Origin of the sequence: Bradyrhizobium cosmicum, assembly GCF_032290525.1 — a bacterium.
Taxonomy (GTDB): domain Bacteria; phylum Pseudomonadota; class Alphaproteobacteria; order Rhizobiales; family Xanthobacteraceae; genus Bradyrhizobium; species Bradyrhizobium cosmicum_A.
In genome coordinates this window covers 1-17073 of sequence record NZ_JASXTA010000021.1, presented here as the reverse complement: position 1 = coordinate 17073, position 17073 = coordinate 1, and the positions used below count along the sequence as shown (strand labels likewise).

Here is a 17073-nt window from a genome sequence, read left to right as displayed (position 1 = left end):
CCCCCGATCGGGCGCGGAGGTTCAAAGGCCTCGATCCGAGTGTGACTACCGTAACCGTTAGGCCATGGACGAACGCTCAATCATCCACCATTCTGTCCGTGCTCGACCGGCCTGTCGGTCGGGGCCCCGCCGAACCAAAATGTCAAAAGACAGGGGGCGGGGAAGTGCATCTGAGGGAGGACGGAATTCCATGGCGGGCATCCACGCGCTCGATCGGTTCATCGGCGATGACTATCCCGAGTTTTTGACGGACGAAGACGTCCGGGCCTTCGAACAGGTCCCTTACGCCGATCGCGTCGCGGCCGAGAGCACCTATGATGCCGTCAGGCTCGGTGCTGCGCGCAATCCGGACGGCGCGGCGATCCAGTTTCTGCAAAATGCCGATCCGGCGGATACGCCTGTCGTGGTGACGTATCGCAATCTCATTGCGCGCGTCACGCAGGCCGCCAACATGTTTCACGCGCTCGGCGTCGAGAAGGGCGACGTCGTCAGCTTCATGCTGCCGCTGGTGCCCGATGCCTTCGTGACGTTGCTCGGCGCCGAGGCCGCCGGCATTGCCAATCCCGTCAACCCGCTGCTCGAACCGCATCAGATCGCGGAGATCCTGGAAGCTGCCAACACCAAGATCCTGGTGGCGCTCGGGCCGATGCCGGGCACCGATATCTGGCAGAAGGTCGAGCAGATCCGGCCGCAGCTGAAGCATCTCAAGGCGATCGTGCAGGTGTTCGGCGGCGGCGATCCCGACAAGAGCATCTTTGCCTTCAACGACCTGATCAAGCAGCAGCCCTCCGACCGGCTCGTCAGCGGGCGCAAGATTTCGGGCAGCGACATCGCCGCCTATTTCCACACCGGCGGTACCACCGGCACGCCAAAGTTGGTGCGACACACCCACGCCAACCAGGTCTACCAGGCCTGGGCGCTCAATCTGCTGCTGAAGCCGAAACCGGGCTCCAACCTTTTGTTCGGCATGCCGCTGTTTCACGTCGGGGGATCGTTGACCCAGGTGCTGGCGACCCTATCGAGCGGCGGCTCGCTGGTCGTGCTGTCGCCGAGCGGCTGGCGCAATCCGAATGCGGTGAAGAACATCTGGGGGCTGGTCGCGCGCTTCAAGCCCGAAGCGCTGTCGAGCGTGCCGACGGTGCTCGCGGCGACGCTCGCGGTGCCGCCCGGCAATGCCGACATCTCCAGCCTGAAATATGCGGCCGGCGGCGGCTCGGCGATCCCGGTCGCGGTCGGCTCGGCGATCCAGGAGAAGCTCAAGCTGCCGGTGGTCGAGGTCTACGGCATGACCGAGACGTCGAGCGTGCACACGCTGGCCTATCCGTCGCGGCCGATCCGGCTCGGCTCGGTCGGGCTTCCCATGCCCTACGCGCGCGTGCGCATCGTGCAGCTCGACGCCGACGGCCGCCTGATCCGCGACTGTGCGCCGGACGAAATCGGGGTGGTCGTCATGGCCGGGCCCGGCGTGTTCGGCGGCTATCTCAACGACGAGCACAACAAGGGCGCCTTCGTTGACGAGGTCTGGGTCAATTCGGGCGACCTCGGCCGGCTCGATGCCGAGGGCTATCTCTGGATCACCGGCCGCGCCAAGGATCTCGTGATCCGCGGCGGCCACAACATCGATCCGGCGCCGATCGAGGAGATCATGTTCCGGCATCCTGCGGTCGGCTTCGCCGCGGTGGTCGGCCAGCCCGACGCCTATGCCGGGGAGCTGCCGGTCGGCTACGTGCAGCTGAAACCGGGCGCCAAGGTCGAGCCCGGCGAATTGGAGACGTGGGTGCGCGAGCGCACGCCGGAGCGCGCCGCCGTTCCGGTGCAGGTCATTCCGATCGACCCGATGCCGGTGACAGGCGTCGGCAAGGTGTTCAAACCGCAGCTCCGCTGGGACGCCGCGCAGCGCGTGTTCACCAAGGTGCTCGCGCCGCTCGTCGAGCGCGGCATCGATTGCAAGGTGAAGGTCGGTGCCCATGGCAGCCACGGCTCGATCGCGACTGTGACGCTGGCGGGCCTGCCCTCGGAGCAACGCGAGGCGGTTGCGAGCGAGGTACACGCGCTGCTTGCACCGTTCGTGATGCGCCACGAGGTGGTGCAGGCGTAGCGAGCCCAAACAGATCAGGCTTTGGCTTCGCCCGCTCGACGGGAAGGGCGGCGCTTCCCCGCATTATCCATACTGCTGCTGGCGAGGCCCTATGTGACTGATGTCACAGAGGAAGAATTGGCAATCCGCGACGCTACCGAATAGTCTCATGGAATTGCATCCGGGGGGACGCAAGTGATTCCGCTTCGGCTATTTGCCTTATTGATATTTGCGATTTGCCTTGCCTCTGGACCGGCCCATGCGGACCGGCGGGTCGCGCTCGTCATCGGCAATTCGGCTTACAAAAGCGCGCCCAAGCTCGGCAATCCCGTGAACGATGCCACCTTGGTCGGCGGCATGTTCAAGAAGGCGGGCTTTGATTCCGTCGACGTCAGGCTGGATCTCAGTGCCAGCGAGATGCGGCGCCTGCTGCGTGAGTTCGCCGGCAGGACGCGCGATGCCGACATGGCGGTGATCTACTATGCCGGCCACGGCATCGAGCTGGAAGGCACCAACTATCTCATTCCGACTGACGCGACGCTGGAGACCGATGGCGACGTGCTCGACGAGACCATCCCGGTCGAGCGCGCGCTGTTCGCGGTCGAGCCGGCCAAGCAGCTGCGCCTGATCATCCTGGATGCGTGCCGCGATAATCCCTTTTCGAAGACCATGAAGCGCACGCTGGCCTCGCGCGCGATCGGACGCGGGCTCGCCAAGGTCGAGCCGACCAGCCCCAACACGATGATTGCCTTCGCCGCGAAGGCAGGTTCGACAGCGTCCGACGGCGACTCCCGCAACAGCCCGTTCGCCACCGCGCTGGTCGAGCACCTTCCGAAGCCGGGACTCGATCTGCGCAAGGCCTTCGGCTTCGTGCGCGACGACGTGCTCAAGAGCACGGGCTACAAGCAGGAGCCCTATGTCTACGGCTCGCTCGGCGGCGACGACGTGCCGCTGGTTGCGGTCAAACCGGCCGCGACCGGCCCGCAGGCCAACCCGCAGGATTCAATTCGCAGGGATTACGAGCTCGCGCTGCAGCTTGCCACGCGCGATGGTTGGGAAGCCTTCCTGGCGCAATATCCCGAAGGTTTCTACGCCAATCTGGCCAAGGGCCAGATGAACAAGATCGCCGCTGAAGAGACGCGCGCGTCGGCCGAGCAAAAGGCGAATGCGGCCGAGCAGCAGAAGGCAAAGCTGATCGCCGAACGCGCCCAGAAGGCCGAGCAGGACAAGGCGGCCGCGGCGGCCAAGGCCGCCGAAGAGGCCCGGATCGCGGCGGAGAAGCAAAAGCAGATCGAGCAGGCAAGGGCTGATGCGGCGGAGCACCAGCGCAAGCTGGCCGAAGCTGCCGCGGCAAAAGCACAGGCCGAGAAGCAGGCCGCGGAGAAGGCCAAGGCCGAGCTTGCTGCCAAACAGGCCGCAGAAAAGGCGGAGCAGGCCGCAAAGCCGCCAGCCGATCGGCAGATGCCCGAGGTCGAGCAAAAAGTTGCGGCGCTTTCGCCGGCGCCGGCATCCACCTTGTCGGCCGCTGACCTGACAAAATCCCTGCAGAGCGAATTGCGCCGTGTCGGCTGTCTGTCCACAACTGCGGACGGCGACTGGAGCGCCGCATCGCAGCGTTCGCTGGCACTGTTCAACAAATATGCCGGCACCCAGTTTGACGCAAAGCTCGCAAGCCTCGGCGCACTCGACGCGCTGAAGGCGAAGCCGGGACGGGTCTGCCCGCTGGTGTGCAATTTCGGCTTCAAGGCCGATGGCGATCAATGCGCGAAGATCGCCTGCCGCGCCGGCTATCGCGTCGGCGACGACAACGAGTGCGAGAAGGTACAGGAGAAGAAGCCGGTCGCGACGCGGGAAAACTCGTCAAAACGCGACGCGGAGCGGAGGACGACGGAGTCCGCTCCTCCCAAGCCCGAGGCGAGTGGGCAGATCATTTGCAGCTCGACAGGCTGCCGCCCGGTCCAGAAGGGATGTCGGCTCGTCAGCGGAGTCATCCCTGGCCGGGTCAGCTCAAATACCGCTACGGGAGGCTCCTACGAGGTGTGCAATTAGCCTTTCCCGACCGACAGGTTCTCAAGGTCCGCGGATGATTTACGTGAATATTGTTCGATTCTTCTGCGCTTTGATTTTTGCATTTCTCGTCGCCTGCGCACCCGCGCAGGCCGAGAGGCGCGTTGCGCTCGTGATCGGCAATTCCGCCTACAAGAACGCGCCGCGGCTCGCGAACCCCGTGAACGACGCCGGGCTGGTCGGCGGCATGTTCAGGAACGCGGGCTTCGATACGGTCGAGATCAGGCTGGACCTCAATGCCAGCGAAATGCGGCGATCGCTGCGCGAGTTCGCGGCCAGGACGCGCGATGCCGACATGGCGGTGATCTACTATGCGGGCCACGGCATCGAGCTCGACGGCAGCAACTATCTCGTTCCGACCGATGCCATGCTGGAAACCGACGGCGACGTCCTCGACGAGACGATCGCGCTGGATCGCGCGCTGTATGCGGTCGAACCGGCCAAGCAGCTTCGGCTCGTCATCCTCGATGCGTGCCGCGACAACCCCTTTGCCAAGACGATGAAGCGCACCCTGGCCTCGCGCGCGATTGGCGGCGGGCTTGCCAAGGTCGAGCCGACCAGTCCGAACACGATGATCGCCTTTGCGGCCAAGGCGGGATCGACGGCGTCCGACGGCGACTCCCGCAACAGCCCGTTCGCGGTGGCGCTGACCGATCATCTGCCGAAGCCCGGGCTCGACCTGCGCAAGGCGTTCGGGTTTGTCCGTGACGACGTCTTGAAGAAGACCGGCAACAAGCAGGAGCCGTATGTCTATGGCTCCCTGGGCGGCAGCGATGTGCCGCTGGTGCCGGCAAGGCCGGCCGCCGCAGCCGGTCCGCAGGCAAATCCACAGGACAGTATACGCAAGGACTACGAGCTCGCCCTTCAAGCCGGCCTGCGCGAAGCCTGGGAAGCATTCCTCCAGACCTACCCGGATGGCTTTTACGCCAACCTCGCCCGCGTGCAGTTGAAGAAGATTGCCGCCGAGGAGGATCGCACAGCGGCGACCGAGAAGGCGCGTCTGGCCGAACAGGAGAAGGCGAGGCTCGCGACCGAGCGAGCCCAGAAGGCCGAGCTGGACAAAGCTGCCGCCGCCGCGAAAGCCGCGGAAGAGGCGAGGGTTGCGGCCGAGAGGGCCAAGCAGATCGAGCAGGCCAAGGCGGAGGCGGCCGAACGAGATCGCAAGGCGGCGGAAGCTGCCGCGGCCAAGTCGCTCGCGGAGAAGCAGGCGATCGAGAAAGCGGCGGCTGAGGCCGCAGCGAAGCAGGCTGCGGAGAAGAAGGCGGCCGATGCCGAGAGCAGGAAGGTCGCTGCGCTGGCGCCGCCGCCGAGTGCTCCGCCGCCCGGCGATCTCGCGAAATCCCTGCAGAGCGAATTGCGCCGGGTCGGCTGTCTCACGCCGGCTATAGAGGGCGAGTGGTCGTCGGCCGCGCAGCGCTCGCTCACGCTGTTCAACAAATATGCCGGCACGCAGTTCGATGTGAAGCTCGCCAGCGTCGACGCGCTCGATGCGCTGAAGGCCAAGCCGGGGCGAGTCTGCCCGCTCGTTTGTAATTTCGGCTTCAAGGCCGACGGCGATCAATGCGTGAAGATCACCTGCCGCGCCGGCTATCACGTCGGCGACGACAACGAATGCGAGAAGGTTCAGGAGAAGAAGCCGGTCGCGACGCGCGATGATTCCAGAAAGCGCGATCAGGACCGGAAAGATGCCGATTCTGCGGCGCCGAAGTCCCAAGCGTCCGGCCAGATGGTCTGCAACGGCGCAGGATGCCGGCCGGTTGGAAAAGGGTGCCGTCTCGGAACGACGAAGCTTAACATCGGGGTCACAGTCACCACGGAGATATGCAACTGACTGCCATCGAGCATTGTTGGATCTCTGATGATAGGATTTAGGCTTCTCGCATTCGTGATTCTTGCAAGCTGGCTCGGCTGTGCCGCCGCGCAGGCCGAGAAGCGCGTCGCGCTCGTGATCGGCAATTCCGCCTACAAGAGCGCGCCCAAGCTCGGCAATCCCGTGAACGACGCGATCCTGATGGGCAACATGTTCAGGAAAGCCGGCTTCGATACGGTTGACGTCAGGCAGGATCTGAACGCGCCCGAAATGCGCAAGGCGCTGCGCGAGTTCGTCGCACGGACGCGAGACGCCGATGTTGCGATCGTCTACTATGCGGGCCATGGTCTCGAGGTGGACGGCACCAACTATTTGATCCCGATCGATGCCGCGCTCGAAACCGACACCGACGTCTACGATGAGGCGTTGCCGATCGACCGCGTGCTGGTGAGCATCGAGCCGGCCAAACAGCTTCGTCTCGTCATTCTCGATGCCTGCCGCGACAATCCCTTCGCCAAGACGATGAAGCGCACGGTGGCCTACCGCGCAATCGGCCGCGGGCTTGCCAAGGTCGAGCCGACCAGTCCCAATACGATGATCGCGTTTGCGGCAAAGGCGGGCTCGACGGCGTCGGATGGCGATTCCAGAAACAGCCCGTTTGCGACGGCGCTTGTAGAGCACCTCCCAAAGCCCGGCCTGGACCTGCGCAAGGCGTTCGGCTTCGTGCGCGACGATGTGCTGAGGAGCACCGCGAACAAGCAGGAGCCCTTCGTGTATGGCTCGCTGGGCGGCGATGACGTGCCGCTGGTTCCTGCCAAGCCGGTCGCGAGCGGTCCGCAGGCAAATCCGCAGTCTGAGCTCCGGCGAGACTATGAACTTGCGCTCCAACTCGGCACGCGCGACGGCTGGGAAGCGTTCCTGGCGCAATATCCCGAGGGGTTCTATGCCAACCTCGCCAAGGGCCAGCTGAACAAGATCGCCGCCGAAGAGACGCGCGCGTCGGCCGAGCAAAAAGCCAATGCGGCCGAGCAGCAGAAGGCAAGGCTTATTGCCGAGCGCGCCCAGAAGGCCGAGCAGGACAAGGCGGCTGCGGCGGCCAAAGCTGCCGACGACGCCCGGATCGTCGCGGAGAAGCAGAAGCAGATCGAGCAGGCAAGGGCCGAGGCAGCCGAACAGCAGCGCAAGGTGGCTGAGGCTGCCGCCGCAAAAGCACAGGCCGAGAAGCAGGCCGCGGAGAAGGCAAAGGCGGAGCTCGCTGCAAAACAGGCTGCAGAGAAAGCGGAGCAGGGCGCAAAGCCGGCTCCCGATCGGCAAATGCCCGAAGCCGAGAACCAGAAAGTGGCCGCACTCTCTCCGGCATCGACATCCACATTATCCACGGCCGAGCTGACAAAATCCTTGCAGAGCGAATTACGTCGCGTCGGCTGCCTTACGTCGACTGCAGAGGGCGGGTGGTCGTCGGCCGCGCAACGCTCGCTCACGCTGTTCAACAAATATGCCGGTACGCAGTTCGATGTGAAGCTCGCTAGTATCGACGCGCTCGATGCGCTGAAGGCAAAGCCAGGACGGGTCTGCCCGCTCGTTTGCAATTTCGGATTCAAGGCCGACGGCGATCAATGCGTGAAGATCACCTGCCGCGCCGGTTATCGCGTTGGTGACGATAACGAGTGCGAGAAAATTCCTGAGAAAAAGCCCGTAGCGACGCGGGATGAGTCTCGGAAGCGGGATACGGAGCGAAAGCAGATCGAGACTGCTCCGGCAAGGCCGCAGGCTACTGGCCAGATTATTTGCAACAATGCCGGATGTCGCCCGGTCAAGCCTGGCTGCCGAATAGGAAACAGAATGGCAGGGACAACCACTATCGGTCAGCAGGAAGAATGTAACTGATGATTCCGCCGTGAAGCGGCCGATGCCATAGATGTTCAATTTGCTGTCGCCGGAGCAGATCGGGTTGCGCCGAGCGGCGCGCAGCCGCAGGGCCGACCACGCTACGATTTCAGCCCGCCGGTAACCGCGTCTCGACGAGGCGCGCCCAGAACGATGCGCCGTGGCCGAGGATGTTGTCGTTGAAGACATAGGACGGGTGGTGGCACTCGTTGCCGTCGCCCATGCCGACCAGCACCATCGCGCCGGGGCGCGCCTCCAGCATGAAGGAGAAATCCTCGGCGCCCATCATCGGGATGAACTTGTCGTTGACGCGATCGGCGCCGACGATGTCGCGGGCGACGTCGGCGGCAAGGCCGGCCTCGCGCGCATGGTTCATCGTCACCGGATACATCCGCGTGTATTTCGTCTCGGCCGAGCCGCCATAGGCGCGGGCGACGTTGTCGGCGACCTCGCCGATGCGGCGCTCGACGAGATCGCGCACTTCGGGATCGAGCGTGCGCACGGTGCCGCCGAGCTCGGCGATCTCGGGGATGATATTGAAGGCCGTGCCGGAGTGGAATTGCGTGATCGAGATGACCGCTGATTTCAGCGGATCGACGTTGCGCGCCACGATCGATTGCAGCGCATTGACGATCTGCGCGCCGATCAGCACGCTGTCGACCGATTTGTGCGGACCCGCGCCGGCGTGGCCGCCCTTGCCGTGGACCGTGATCTGGATGTTGTCGGAGGAGGCGAGCATCGCGCCGGGCGTCGTCGCGAAATGGCCTTCGGGCAGGCCCGGCATGTTGTGCATGCCGTAGACTTCTTGGATGTTCCAGCGCGTCATCAGCCCGTCCTCGACCATCGCCTTGCCGCCGCCGCCACCCTCCTCGGCGGGCTGGAAGATCACCACGGCCGTGCCGTCAAAATTGCGCGTCTCTGTGAGGTATTTGGCGGCGCCGAGCAGCATCGCGGTGTGGCCGTCATGACCACAGGCGTGCATCTTGCCTGGGACCTTTGAGGCGTACGGCACGCCTGACGTCTCCATGATCGGCAGCGCGTCCATGTCGGCACGCAGCCCAACGGCTTTGCCGGAGGCCGATTTGCGGCCGCGGATCACGCCGACCACGCCGGTGCGGCCGATGCCCGTCACCACCTCGTCGCAGCCGAACTCGCGCAGGCGGTCGGCGACGATGCCGGCAGTGCGGTGGACTTCGTAGAGCAGCTCCGGATTCTCGTGGAAGTCATGGCGCCAGGCGGCCATTTCGTCGGAGAGGGCGGCAACGCGGTTGACGATGGGCATGAAGGGATCCGTTTCTTCTTCGCAGGGCGCGGTGAGCGTAGCGTAACCCGCCCGATGCCGGGGATAATCTGGGACGGTGGCCCGAGGGGCCGGCCAAAGTGCTTTCTACGCCGCGATTTAGCAGAGGGGGAGGGCGAAACAGGCGGCGGCGCAAGGTAGCGGGGGATGATGGGCTGCTACAGGCTCAGATGCGGCGGACGACGGCCAGCGACCCAGGCCGGAACCGAAAAAACTGGCTGTCAATCACGGATCGTTGACTGACAGATATTGAAATCTGTCAGCGAGACGTGTATATCCGTTCTCGGACGCTCCGATTGGGCGTCCCGCGGCTACCCCCGGCAAACCTGAGATCCGAAACAAATGTGGATCGAGGGGCGAAATTGAAGAGAGGGGATCGCGGACGAATGGAGACTTAAGACAATGACGACCGAAATCATCAATCTCACCGGGACGATTGGGCATTGGCTCAATTTACTGGTTGCGCGCCAGATCGCGGCGCAGGCTGCAAAACTGCCTCATTGAGGCGAGAGCTTTCCGAACGACCGGTGTGGGCGCTTCGGAAGCAGCTCCATCGCCGGGTGAACCTCTGAACGGGAACAAGGTGCTGGCATGAACGAAGCCGTTGTTTTGACGCCGGAGCGGATCCTCGAAGTCACCGAGGACGTTCTGCGGCGCTACGGACTTGCCAAGGCCACCGTGGTTGACGTTGCCCGTGCGCTCGATGTGAGCCACGGCAGCGTCTATCGCCATTTCCCGAGCAAAGCCTCGCTACGCGAGGCGGTCGCCAAGCGCTGGCTGGACCGCATCGACGCGCCCTTGCTGGCGATCGCCGAGGAGCAGGGCCCCGCGCCTGTGCGCCTCGACCGCTGGCTGCGCACGCTGTTCGCCGCAAAACGTTCGCGCGTGCTCGACGACCCCGAGATGTTCGAGACCTATCTGACGCTGGCACGCGAAGCCTGCGCGGCCGTCAAGTGCCACAAGGACACCATGATCGACCAGATCGCGGCGATCCTGACTGATGGCGTGAAGCAGGGCGTGTTCGCGGTGGACGATGTCAAGACCACTGCGCGCGCGATCTTCGATGCCACCGTCCGCTTCCATCACCCGGCCCATGCGGACGAGTGGAAGGACTCAGATTTGCCCGCGCGCATGGATGCGACGCTGGCGCTGCTGCTGCGCGGGCTGAAGGCGTAAGCAACTTTCCCCAGCTAAATCCTCGTCAGCCCGCAGGCTGCCGCAAGCCGCACCAGCTGCGCATCCGTGCGTGCGCCGGTCTTGGTCTTGATCAGGTAGTGATAGTTCTGCACCGTCTTCACGCTCAAATTGAGATGCGTCGCAATCTGCTCGGTGGTGGCGCCGCCGGCGAATTGGCGCAGAATCTCGATCTCGCGCTCGCCCAGTTGATCGAGCACTGATCCCGCCGACAGGCTGTCCTCGGCCAGGATGTGCGCGATATCATCGCTCATGGCGCGTTCGCCGCGGGCGACGGCGCGGATCGCGGTGACGACCGCGGAGGGTTCGCTGCTCTTGGTGACGAAGCCGGAGGCGCCGGCGCCGAAGGCCGCTTTCACCAGCACGGCCTCGTTGTGCATGGTGAAGACGAGGATGCGCGCCCGCGGGCTGCGCGCACGGATGTTGCGGATCGCCTCCAGCCCGCTCGCACCGGGCATCGAAATATCCAGCACGACGACGTCAGGGTCGTGCGCCTTGAAGGCGCCGTAGGCATCCGCCGCGTTGTCGGCTTCCGCCACGACATGGAGATCGCCCTGGCTCTCCAGCACCCGCCGATAGCCTTGCCGCACGATCGGATGATCGTCGACCAGCAGCACGGAGATGCCTGATGCCGCAACCTCGCTCATGCCGGCCTCATGCGGCGAGCGGAATGGTGGCGGCGACGCTGAGGCCGCGGCTGGCGGGCAGGATCGATAATGATCCGCCGGCCGCCGCGAGGCGCTCGCGAATGCCGGTGAGGCCGAATCCGGCCGACTGTGCCACGCGCGCCGCATCGCCGCCGCCGTCGTCCTCGACCCGGATCAGCAATGCGTCGTCATCGCCCGCGCGTCGCTCGACGCGCAGCGAAATCTCGCGTGCCGCGCCGTGGCGCAGCGCGTTGGTTAGGCATTCCTGGGCGACGCGATAGGCGGTGGTGGCGGCCGGGCCGCTGATGTCGGTGAGGTCGCCCCTGAGGTCGAGCTGGATCGTCGGCCGCGCCGTGCTCTGCGAACGCCAACTGTCGACGAGATTGACGAGGCTGGCCTCGAGCCCGAGCTCGTCGGGCAGGGGATTGCGCAGGCGCTTCAGCGCATCGCGCAGCGAGGTCATCAGATGATGGGTGGCCTGCGATATCATGCGGGCGTCCTGCGCGATGCCGTTGTCCTTGCTCTGACTTGCGCTCGCCGTCTCGATGGTGTTGGCGAAGGCGAGGATGGCCGAGAGATTCTGGCCGAACTCGTCGTGCAGCTCGCGGGCGAGCGCACGGCGCTCGTCGTCGCGGATCTCGATCAGCCGCCGTGTCAGCGCCGCGCGCTGCTCGGTCGCTTCCTCTAGCCGGCCGCCGAGCTCGCCGACGGCGCTGCCGATCATCGCCAGCTCCATCGAGCGGAAGCGCGGCAGCTTGGTGCGATACTGGCCCCGCGCCATGCGCTGGAGCGCGGCGACGATGGTGCGCGCCGGCGCCAGCGCGTGCGCGATGGCGAGCGAGGCGAGCAGCGAGATCGCCGCTGCCATCAGCAGCGCGACATCGACCACGTTGAGGAGGTACTCCCAGGCAAGCGAGATGGCCGCTGCGGCGTCCGGCGTCGCAACGATCGTCCCGGCGCCTGCCGCGCGGGGACTGACGGGCCTTATCACCTCGGCGTGGCTGCCGAGGAAGATCGGTACGATCGCCGCGAACCAGCTCGGCGGCGTCCTGCCGATGCCCTGACTCTGGCCGCAGAGCGGCCTTTCGAATGCGATCGTGGGCTGGAACTCGACGCAGACGCCCGGCGAGATCAGCTTCATCGTCTCCAGCGTGCGCCACTCCGGAACCGGCAGGAGCTGCTCGCGCGTTCTGCTGCTGCGCAACAAGAACTCGTGCCAGTACAGTGCCTGAAGCGCCTGCGCGACCCGCTGTGCCGAGGCCGCGGTCGCCCGGTCGACGCTGCGATAGGCATCGAAGGTGGCCCACACCGTTGCTGCGCCAAGGCACAGCGCGACGATGACAAGCAAACGGGCGACGAGCTGAAGCACAAGGCGCATGCGATCACCCCAAAGTTTGGTAAGCTCAGCCTAACAACGCCGCCGCGCCTTGCCAATTGCAGTGAACGGCAGAATTGCAGCTCGGGCAAATTTCCCAAGCCGGATTGGGCATGGCTCTTTGGACCGGGCGCGGCGGCTTTGATCTAATTGGGCAGGAATCTCGACAGGCCGGGAGCGGTGCACCATGAGCTCGATGACGATTGGACCGATCGTGCCTGTAACGACCGACCCATCCGAGCGCAGCGCGCTGCTGTTCTGGATGATCTTCACCGGGCTTTCGATCTTTGCCGTCGTCCTGCTGTGGCGCTTCGGCCTGATCCGCCTGATGCTGACCTCTGACCGCACCTACATTTCCAGCGTGATTGCGCTGCTCTATGTCCTCACCTGCGGCCACTGCTTTCTGCGCACGCGGGCGATTGCCCGTGAAGGGGCGGCGGCGCGGCGCTGCCGGGCGGCGCTGGCGGCCCCCGGTGGCAGCAAGGTGCTCGATGCCGGCGCGGCCGGGCTGCCGCGCGGGCTGGTGCGGGATCACATCGAGAGCCTCGTAACCAAGGCGGCGGCGCAGGATTATCGGCCGGTCGACCAGACGCTGCTGCTGCGGACGCTCGCCGACCGGTTGCGCGGCTCCAACGGGTTCGGCGCCTTCGTCTCCGACACGCTGATGAAGCTCGGGCTGCTCGGCACCATCATCGGCTTCATCATCATGTTGGCGCCGATCGCGGGGCTGGATGCCGCCGACAAGGTCGCGATGCGCTCCTCGATGGGCCTGATGAGCGACGGCATGGCGGTTGCCATGTACACGACGCTGGCGGGCCTCGTCGGTTCGATCCTGGTCCGCATCCAGTACTACATGCTGGATGCCGCGACCCAGCGGGTGTTCTCGGAGGCGGTGGTACTGACCGAGACCTATGTGACGCCGGTGCTCGAGCGCCAAGGTGCTGTGATTAAAGGCGCCGGAACGCCGTCATGATGGATGATTTCGGTCTCTATCCGCGCGAGGAGCCGTTCGATCCGCTGGGCGTGATGCTGTTCAAGGCGCTCCAGGTGATCGCCTTCCTGTTCTTCCTCGCGCTTCTCGCGGTCTCCCCGGACGCCAAGGACGGCAAAATCGATTCCAAGGCGGAGTTCATGATCACGCTGGACTGGCCGGACAGCCACCCCGACGATCTCGACCTGTTCGTGCAGGATCCTGTTGGCAACATCGCCTGGTACCGCCACCGCGAGGCCGGCTTCCTCACGCTCGACCGCGACGACCGCGGCGGGGCCAACGACTTCATCATGGTCAACGGCAAGAAGATCGCCTCGCCGATCCGCGAAGAGATCGTCACGGTGCGTGGCATCGTCGCCGGCGAATACACGGTGAATGTCTCGCATTTCGTCGCTACGACCGGCGAGCCTGTGACGGCCAATGTGAAGGTACAAAAACTCAATCCCACCGCGCAGGTGGTCTTCGACAACAAGTTCACGCTCGACCACACCGGCGACGAGAAGACTGCGGTGCGGTTCCGGCTGGACGCGGAAGGCAAGGTCGTCAACGTGGATCAACGGCCGAAATCGCTGCTGGAGACATTCCGCAGCGGCTGGCGCAACGGCGCCGATCTCGACCCAAGGACCGGAGTGAGCAAGAACGCTACGAGGGTGCGCCGTGACTAACCTGCAAACGGTCATCCTCACGCTCTCGGTCGCCTACGCCGTGATCGGCGCGCTGCTGCTGGTCGTGCTGGTCTATGCGCGGCTGCACTGGTCGTTCAAAGCGGTCGCGGTGGTCGTGACCAGCGCGTTCTATGTCGTCAGCTTCACCGAAATGCGCGGGCTGCTCGGCTGGGCCAGTTCCGACCGGCTGCCTGCTGCCTTCAAGCTGCTGAAGACCCGCATCGTCGAGCCACATTCGCTGGAGGGCGATCCCGGCTCGATTTATCTCTGGGTCGAGGCACTGGATGAGGACAATCGCCCGAGCGGCATTCCGCGCGCCTTTCGCGTGCCCTACAATGACCGCCTCGCCGACAAGACCCATGCAGCGGAGAACGAGATTGCGCTGGGGCATCTGCAAGGCGGCCGCGCGGCGGATTTCGGCGGCGGCGACGGCAGCCTGATCGACATGGTTCGGGAATATGTGACGCCGAAGACCATTTTGGAGACCAGCGGCGGCGATTCCTCGACCGGCGAATTCCTGGCACCACCGGCCGGCGCGCAAGGTGTCGTATTCACGCCGTTGCCACCGCCCCGGATGCCGCCGAAGGACGAGCAATAGGCTCTTCACCATTGCGGCAGGGCCGCGCTGGTAAACCGTCCCGCGCTGGCGCATCTTCTTGACCTCCCTCAATTTGGCCTTATCGGCTTCCAATAAGAACCTGAGGGTGGAGGGTGCGTGCTTCTCGCTGTCTTCTCGGATATCCACGGCAACCGGCAGGCGTTCGAGGCCTGCCTGAAGGTTGCCCGCGCGAAGGGGGCGGAGCGGTTCGTCCTGCTCGGCGACTTCGTCGGCTATGGCGCTGATCCGGAATGGGTGGTGGATACCGCGATGAAGCTGGTTGCCCAGGGGGCAGTCGCCGTGCGCGGCAATCATGATCAGGCGGTCAATTCCTCGGCCGAGACGATGAATGCCGAGGCGCAGATCGCGATCGAATGGACCCGCGGCCGGCTCGACGCCGCGCAGCGGCGGTTCCTCGCCGAGCTGCCGCTGCTGGTGGAGGATAGCGATCGCTTGTTCGTGCATTCGGAGGCCTCCAGCCCCCAGCGCTGGCACTATGTTCGCTCGACGGCGGATGCGGCCAGGAGCCTGATATCGACCCGTGCCCATGTCACGTTCTGCGGCCACATCCACCGCCCGGCGCTGTACTCGATGTCGGTGACGGCGAAGATGACCGGCCTTGTGCCCAAGACCGACATGTCCGTGCCGCTGCTGCGCGGACGGCAATGGCTCGCCGTGCTCGGCTCGGTCGGCCAGCCCCGCGACGGCGATCCATCCGCGGCCTTCGTGCTGTTCGACACCGTGTCCTGTCAGATCACCTATTGCCGCGCGCCCTATGACATCGAGACGGCTGCGAGCCGCATCCGCGAGAACGGCTTGCCGCCCTGGCTCGCCGAGCGGCTGTCGCAAGGGCGCTAGAGGCCGATGCCGAAACCCCTGGTCAAGTCAGGCGCGCAGATCGACGGCTATACCATCGGCGAATGCGTCCACGCCGGCGGCATGGCGACGCTGTGGACCGTCACCCATCCCGGCATCGACGTGCCGCTGCTGATGAAGATTCCGCGGGTGTCGGAGGGCGAGGATCCTGCCGCGATCGTCTCCTTCGAGATGGAGATGATGATATTGCCGCGGCTCGCCGGGCCGCACGTGCCAGCCTGTTTCGGCACTGGCGATTTCGCCCACCAGGCCCATGTGGTGATCGAGCGCATTCCCGGGGCCACGCTCTACAAGCGGCTGCCCGACCTGCCGCTGCCTTACGAGGAAGCGCGCCGGCTGGTTGCGAGGATCGCGGTCGCGCTGGCCGACCTGCACCGGCAGAACGTGATCCACCACGACATCAAGCCGAGCAGCATCATGTTCCGCGATTCGGGCGAGGCGGTGCTGATCGACTACGGCCTGTCGCACCACAACCATCTGCCGGATCTGTTGCAGGAGGAGTTCCGCCTGCCTTACGGCACCGCGCCCTATATGGCGCCGGAGCGGCTGCTGGGGGTGCGCGACGATCCGCGCAGCGATCTGTTTTCGCTGGGCGTGCTGCTCTATTTCTTCACGACGGGCGAGCGGCCGTTCGGCGAGGGCGAGACGCTGCGCGCGATGCGGCGCAGGCTGTGGCGCGATCCGCATCCGCCGCGCGCGCTACGCAGCGACTATCCGTCCTGGCTCCAGGAGGTGGTGCTGCGATGCCTGGAGATCGAGCCGGTGCGGCGCTATCCGACTGCGTCCCAACTCGCCTTCGACCTGACCCATCCGGACCAGGTCAGGCTCACGACACGCTCGGAGCGGCTGAAGCGCGATCCGTTAAGCGTCGCCTGGCGGCGCCGCTTCAACCAGGGTGTCATGCAGCCGCATGCGAAATCGGATGTCGCAGAGCAGATCGCCTCGAGCCCGATTTTGGCGGTCGCGCTTGACACCGAGGAAGGCGCGCCGGAGCTGAACGAGGCGTTGCGCATGACGACGGAACGCATTCTCGCCACGCTGCCGTCGGCGCGGCTCGCCTGTCTCAATGTGCTGAAGCTCAACCGTATCGCGATCGACCGGACCCTGGACGAGCAGGGCTCCAACAAGCATATCGACCGTCTGGTTGCGCTCAGGCATTGGGCCACGCCGCTGAAGCTGGACGAGAGCCGGCTGTCGGTTCATGTGCTGGAAGCGGTCGATCCCGCCACGGCGCTGCTGGAATTCGCCGAGATGAACTCGGTCGACCATCTCATCATCGGAGCGCGGCAAAATTCGTTCAGGCGTACCTGGCTCGGCAGCGTCTCGGCCAAGGTGGCTGCAGAGGCGACCTGCACCGTCACCGTGGTGCGGCCGCCGCGGATGGCCGCGGCGAAACCAGACGCCGGCGTGGTGTGGGGCTAAAGCGGGATGGGGTTAGGCTGAATCGATTTGGGATTCCCAAATCAGTGTGTTTCTGATTCACCATGCTGGCTGGGCGGAGGCCAGCACGGATGGGCAAGCCTTACTCTCTTGATCTGCGGAAGCGCGTGGTGGCGGCGATTGAGGGCGGAATGTCCCGCAATCAG

At 65.1% G+C, this 17073-nt stretch carries 13 protein-coding genes; 10 read left to right on the top strand and 3 right to left on the bottom strand.

Annotated features, from left to right (window positions below; translation table 11 throughout):
* Positions 1-190 precede the first annotated feature (190 nt).
* The 4 genes from QSV46_RS30395 (at position 191) to QSV46_RS30380 (ending at position 7841) form a co-directional block, all read left to right on the top strand.
* Positions 191-2098 carry an acyl-CoA synthetase gene (locus tag QSV46_RS30395; protein WP_314960334.1) on the top strand — a complete coding sequence of 636 codons (1908 nt, stop codon included), beginning with the start codon at positions 191-193 and terminating at the stop codon, positions 2096-2098.
* A gap of 174 nt (positions 2099-2272) precedes the next feature.
* The gene (locus QSV46_RS30390; protein WP_314960332.1) at positions 2273-4126 is read left to right on the top strand and encodes a caspase family protein; all 1854 of its coding nucleotides are present in this window, start codon (positions 2273-2275) and stop codon (positions 4124-4126) included.
* A gap of 34 nt (positions 4127-4160) precedes the next feature.
* Complete coding sequence (locus QSV46_RS30385) at positions 4161-5975, top strand: caspase domain-containing protein (RefSeq protein ID WP_409997222.1); 1815 nt, start codon at positions 4161-4163, stop codon at positions 5973-5975.
* 27 nt (positions 5976-6002) lie between these two features.
* Complete coding sequence (locus tag QSV46_RS30380; RefSeq protein WP_314960328.1) at positions 6003-7841, top strand: caspase domain-containing protein; 1839 nt, start codon at positions 6003-6005, stop codon at positions 7839-7841.
* Positions 7842-7950: 109 nt separating this feature from the next.
* On the opposite strand, the gene QSV46_RS30375 is transcribed toward QSV46_RS30380, so the two are convergent.
* Positions 7951-9123: a M20 aminoacylase family protein gene (locus tag QSV46_RS30375; RefSeq protein WP_314960326.1), complete on the bottom strand. Its 1173-nt coding sequence runs from the start codon at positions 9121-9123 to the stop codon at positions 7951-7953.
* A gap of 609 nt (positions 9124-9732) precedes the next feature.
* Here QSV46_RS30375 and QSV46_RS30370 point away from each other — a divergent pair.
* Positions 9733-10317, top strand: coding sequence for a TetR family transcriptional regulator (locus tag QSV46_RS30370; RefSeq protein ID WP_314960324.1), 585 nt, complete (start codon positions 9733-9735; stop codon positions 10315-10317).
* Between the two features lie 14 nt (positions 10318-10331).
* Here the strand turns inward: QSV46_RS30370 and QSV46_RS30365 are convergent, their stop codons facing one another.
* Both QSV46_RS30365 and QSV46_RS30360 read right to left on the bottom strand, forming a co-directional pair.
* Positions 10332-10982, bottom strand: coding sequence for a response regulator transcription factor (locus QSV46_RS30365; RefSeq protein WP_314960322.1), 651 nt, complete (start codon positions 10980-10982; stop codon positions 10332-10334).
* Positions 10983-10989: 7 nt separating this feature from the next.
* On the bottom strand, positions 10990-12360 hold the full coding sequence (locus QSV46_RS30360) for a sensor histidine kinase (RefSeq protein ID WP_314960320.1): 1371 nt from the start codon (positions 12358-12360) through the stop codon (positions 10990-10992).
* 184 nt (positions 12361-12544) lie between these two features.
* Between QSV46_RS30360 and QSV46_RS30355 the strand changes: the two genes are divergently transcribed.
* The 5 genes from QSV46_RS30355 to QSV46_RS30335 all read left to right on the top strand — a co-directional run bounded on the left by QSV46_RS30355 (position 12545) and on the right by QSV46_RS30335 (position 16909).
* Positions 12545-13330, top strand: a complete 786-nt coding sequence (locus QSV46_RS30355) for a MotA/TolQ/ExbB proton channel family protein (protein ID WP_314960318.1) — start codon at positions 12545-12547, stop codon at positions 13328-13330.
* Positions 13327-14013, top strand: a complete 687-nt coding sequence (locus QSV46_RS30350; protein WP_314960316.1) for a hypothetical protein — start codon at positions 13327-13329, stop codon at positions 14011-14013. The genes QSV46_RS30355 and QSV46_RS30350 overlap by 4 nt, the downstream gene beginning before the upstream one ends.
* Positions 14006-14611 (top strand): hypothetical protein, encoded by a 606-nt coding sequence (locus QSV46_RS30345; protein WP_314960314.1) that lies wholly within the window; start codon positions 14006-14008, stop codon positions 14609-14611. The genes QSV46_RS30350 and QSV46_RS30345 overlap by 8 nt, the downstream gene beginning before the upstream one ends.
* Positions 14612-14728: 117 nt before the next feature.
* Positions 14729-15469, top strand: coding sequence for a metallophosphoesterase family protein (locus QSV46_RS30340; RefSeq protein ID WP_314960311.1), 741 nt, complete (start codon positions 14729-14731; stop codon positions 15467-15469).
* Positions 15470-15475: 6 nt separating this feature from the next.
* Positions 15476-16909 carry a bifunctional serine/threonine-protein kinase/universal stress protein gene (locus QSV46_RS30335; RefSeq protein WP_314960310.1) on the top strand — a complete coding sequence of 478 codons (1434 nt, stop codon included), beginning with the start codon at positions 15476-15478 and terminating at the stop codon, positions 16907-16909.
* The last annotated feature ends 164 nt before the right edge of the window (positions 16910-17073 follow it).

Coding starts and splice junctions, on each gene's coding strand:
- QSV46_RS30355 (WP_314960318.1), top strand. CDS start 12,545: ATGAGCTCGATGACGATTGGACCGATCGTGCCTGTAACGACCGACCCA.
- QSV46_RS30360 (WP_314960320.1), bottom strand. CDS start 12,360: ATGCGCCTTGTGCTTCAGCTCGTCGCCCGTTTGCTTGTCATCGTCGCG.
- QSV46_RS30335 (WP_314960310.1), top strand. CDS start 15,476: ATGCCGAAACCCCTGGTCAAGTCAGGCGCGCAGATCGACGGCTATACC.
- QSV46_RS30385 (WP_409997222.1), top strand. CDS start 4,161: ATGATTTACGTGAATATTGTTCGATTCTTCTGCGCTTTGATTTTTGCA.
- QSV46_RS30350 (WP_314960316.1), top strand. CDS start 13,327: ATGATGGATGATTTCGGTCTCTATCCGCGCGAGGAGCCGTTCGATCCG.
- QSV46_RS30370 (WP_314960324.1), top strand. CDS start 9,733: ATGAACGAAGCCGTTGTTTTGACGCCGGAGCGGATCCTCGAAGTCACC.
- QSV46_RS30365 (WP_314960322.1), bottom strand. CDS start 10,982: ATGAGCGAGGTTGCGGCATCAGGCATCTCCGTGCTGCTGGTCGACGAT.
- QSV46_RS30395 (WP_314960334.1), top strand. CDS start 191: ATGGCGGGCATCCACGCGCTCGATCGGTTCATCGGCGATGACTATCCC.
- QSV46_RS30375 (WP_314960326.1), bottom strand. CDS start 9,123: ATGCCCATCGTCAACCGCGTTGCCGCCCTCTCCGACGAAATGGCCGCC.
- QSV46_RS30380 (WP_314960328.1), top strand. CDS start 6,003: ATGATAGGATTTAGGCTTCTCGCATTCGTGATTCTTGCAAGCTGGCTC.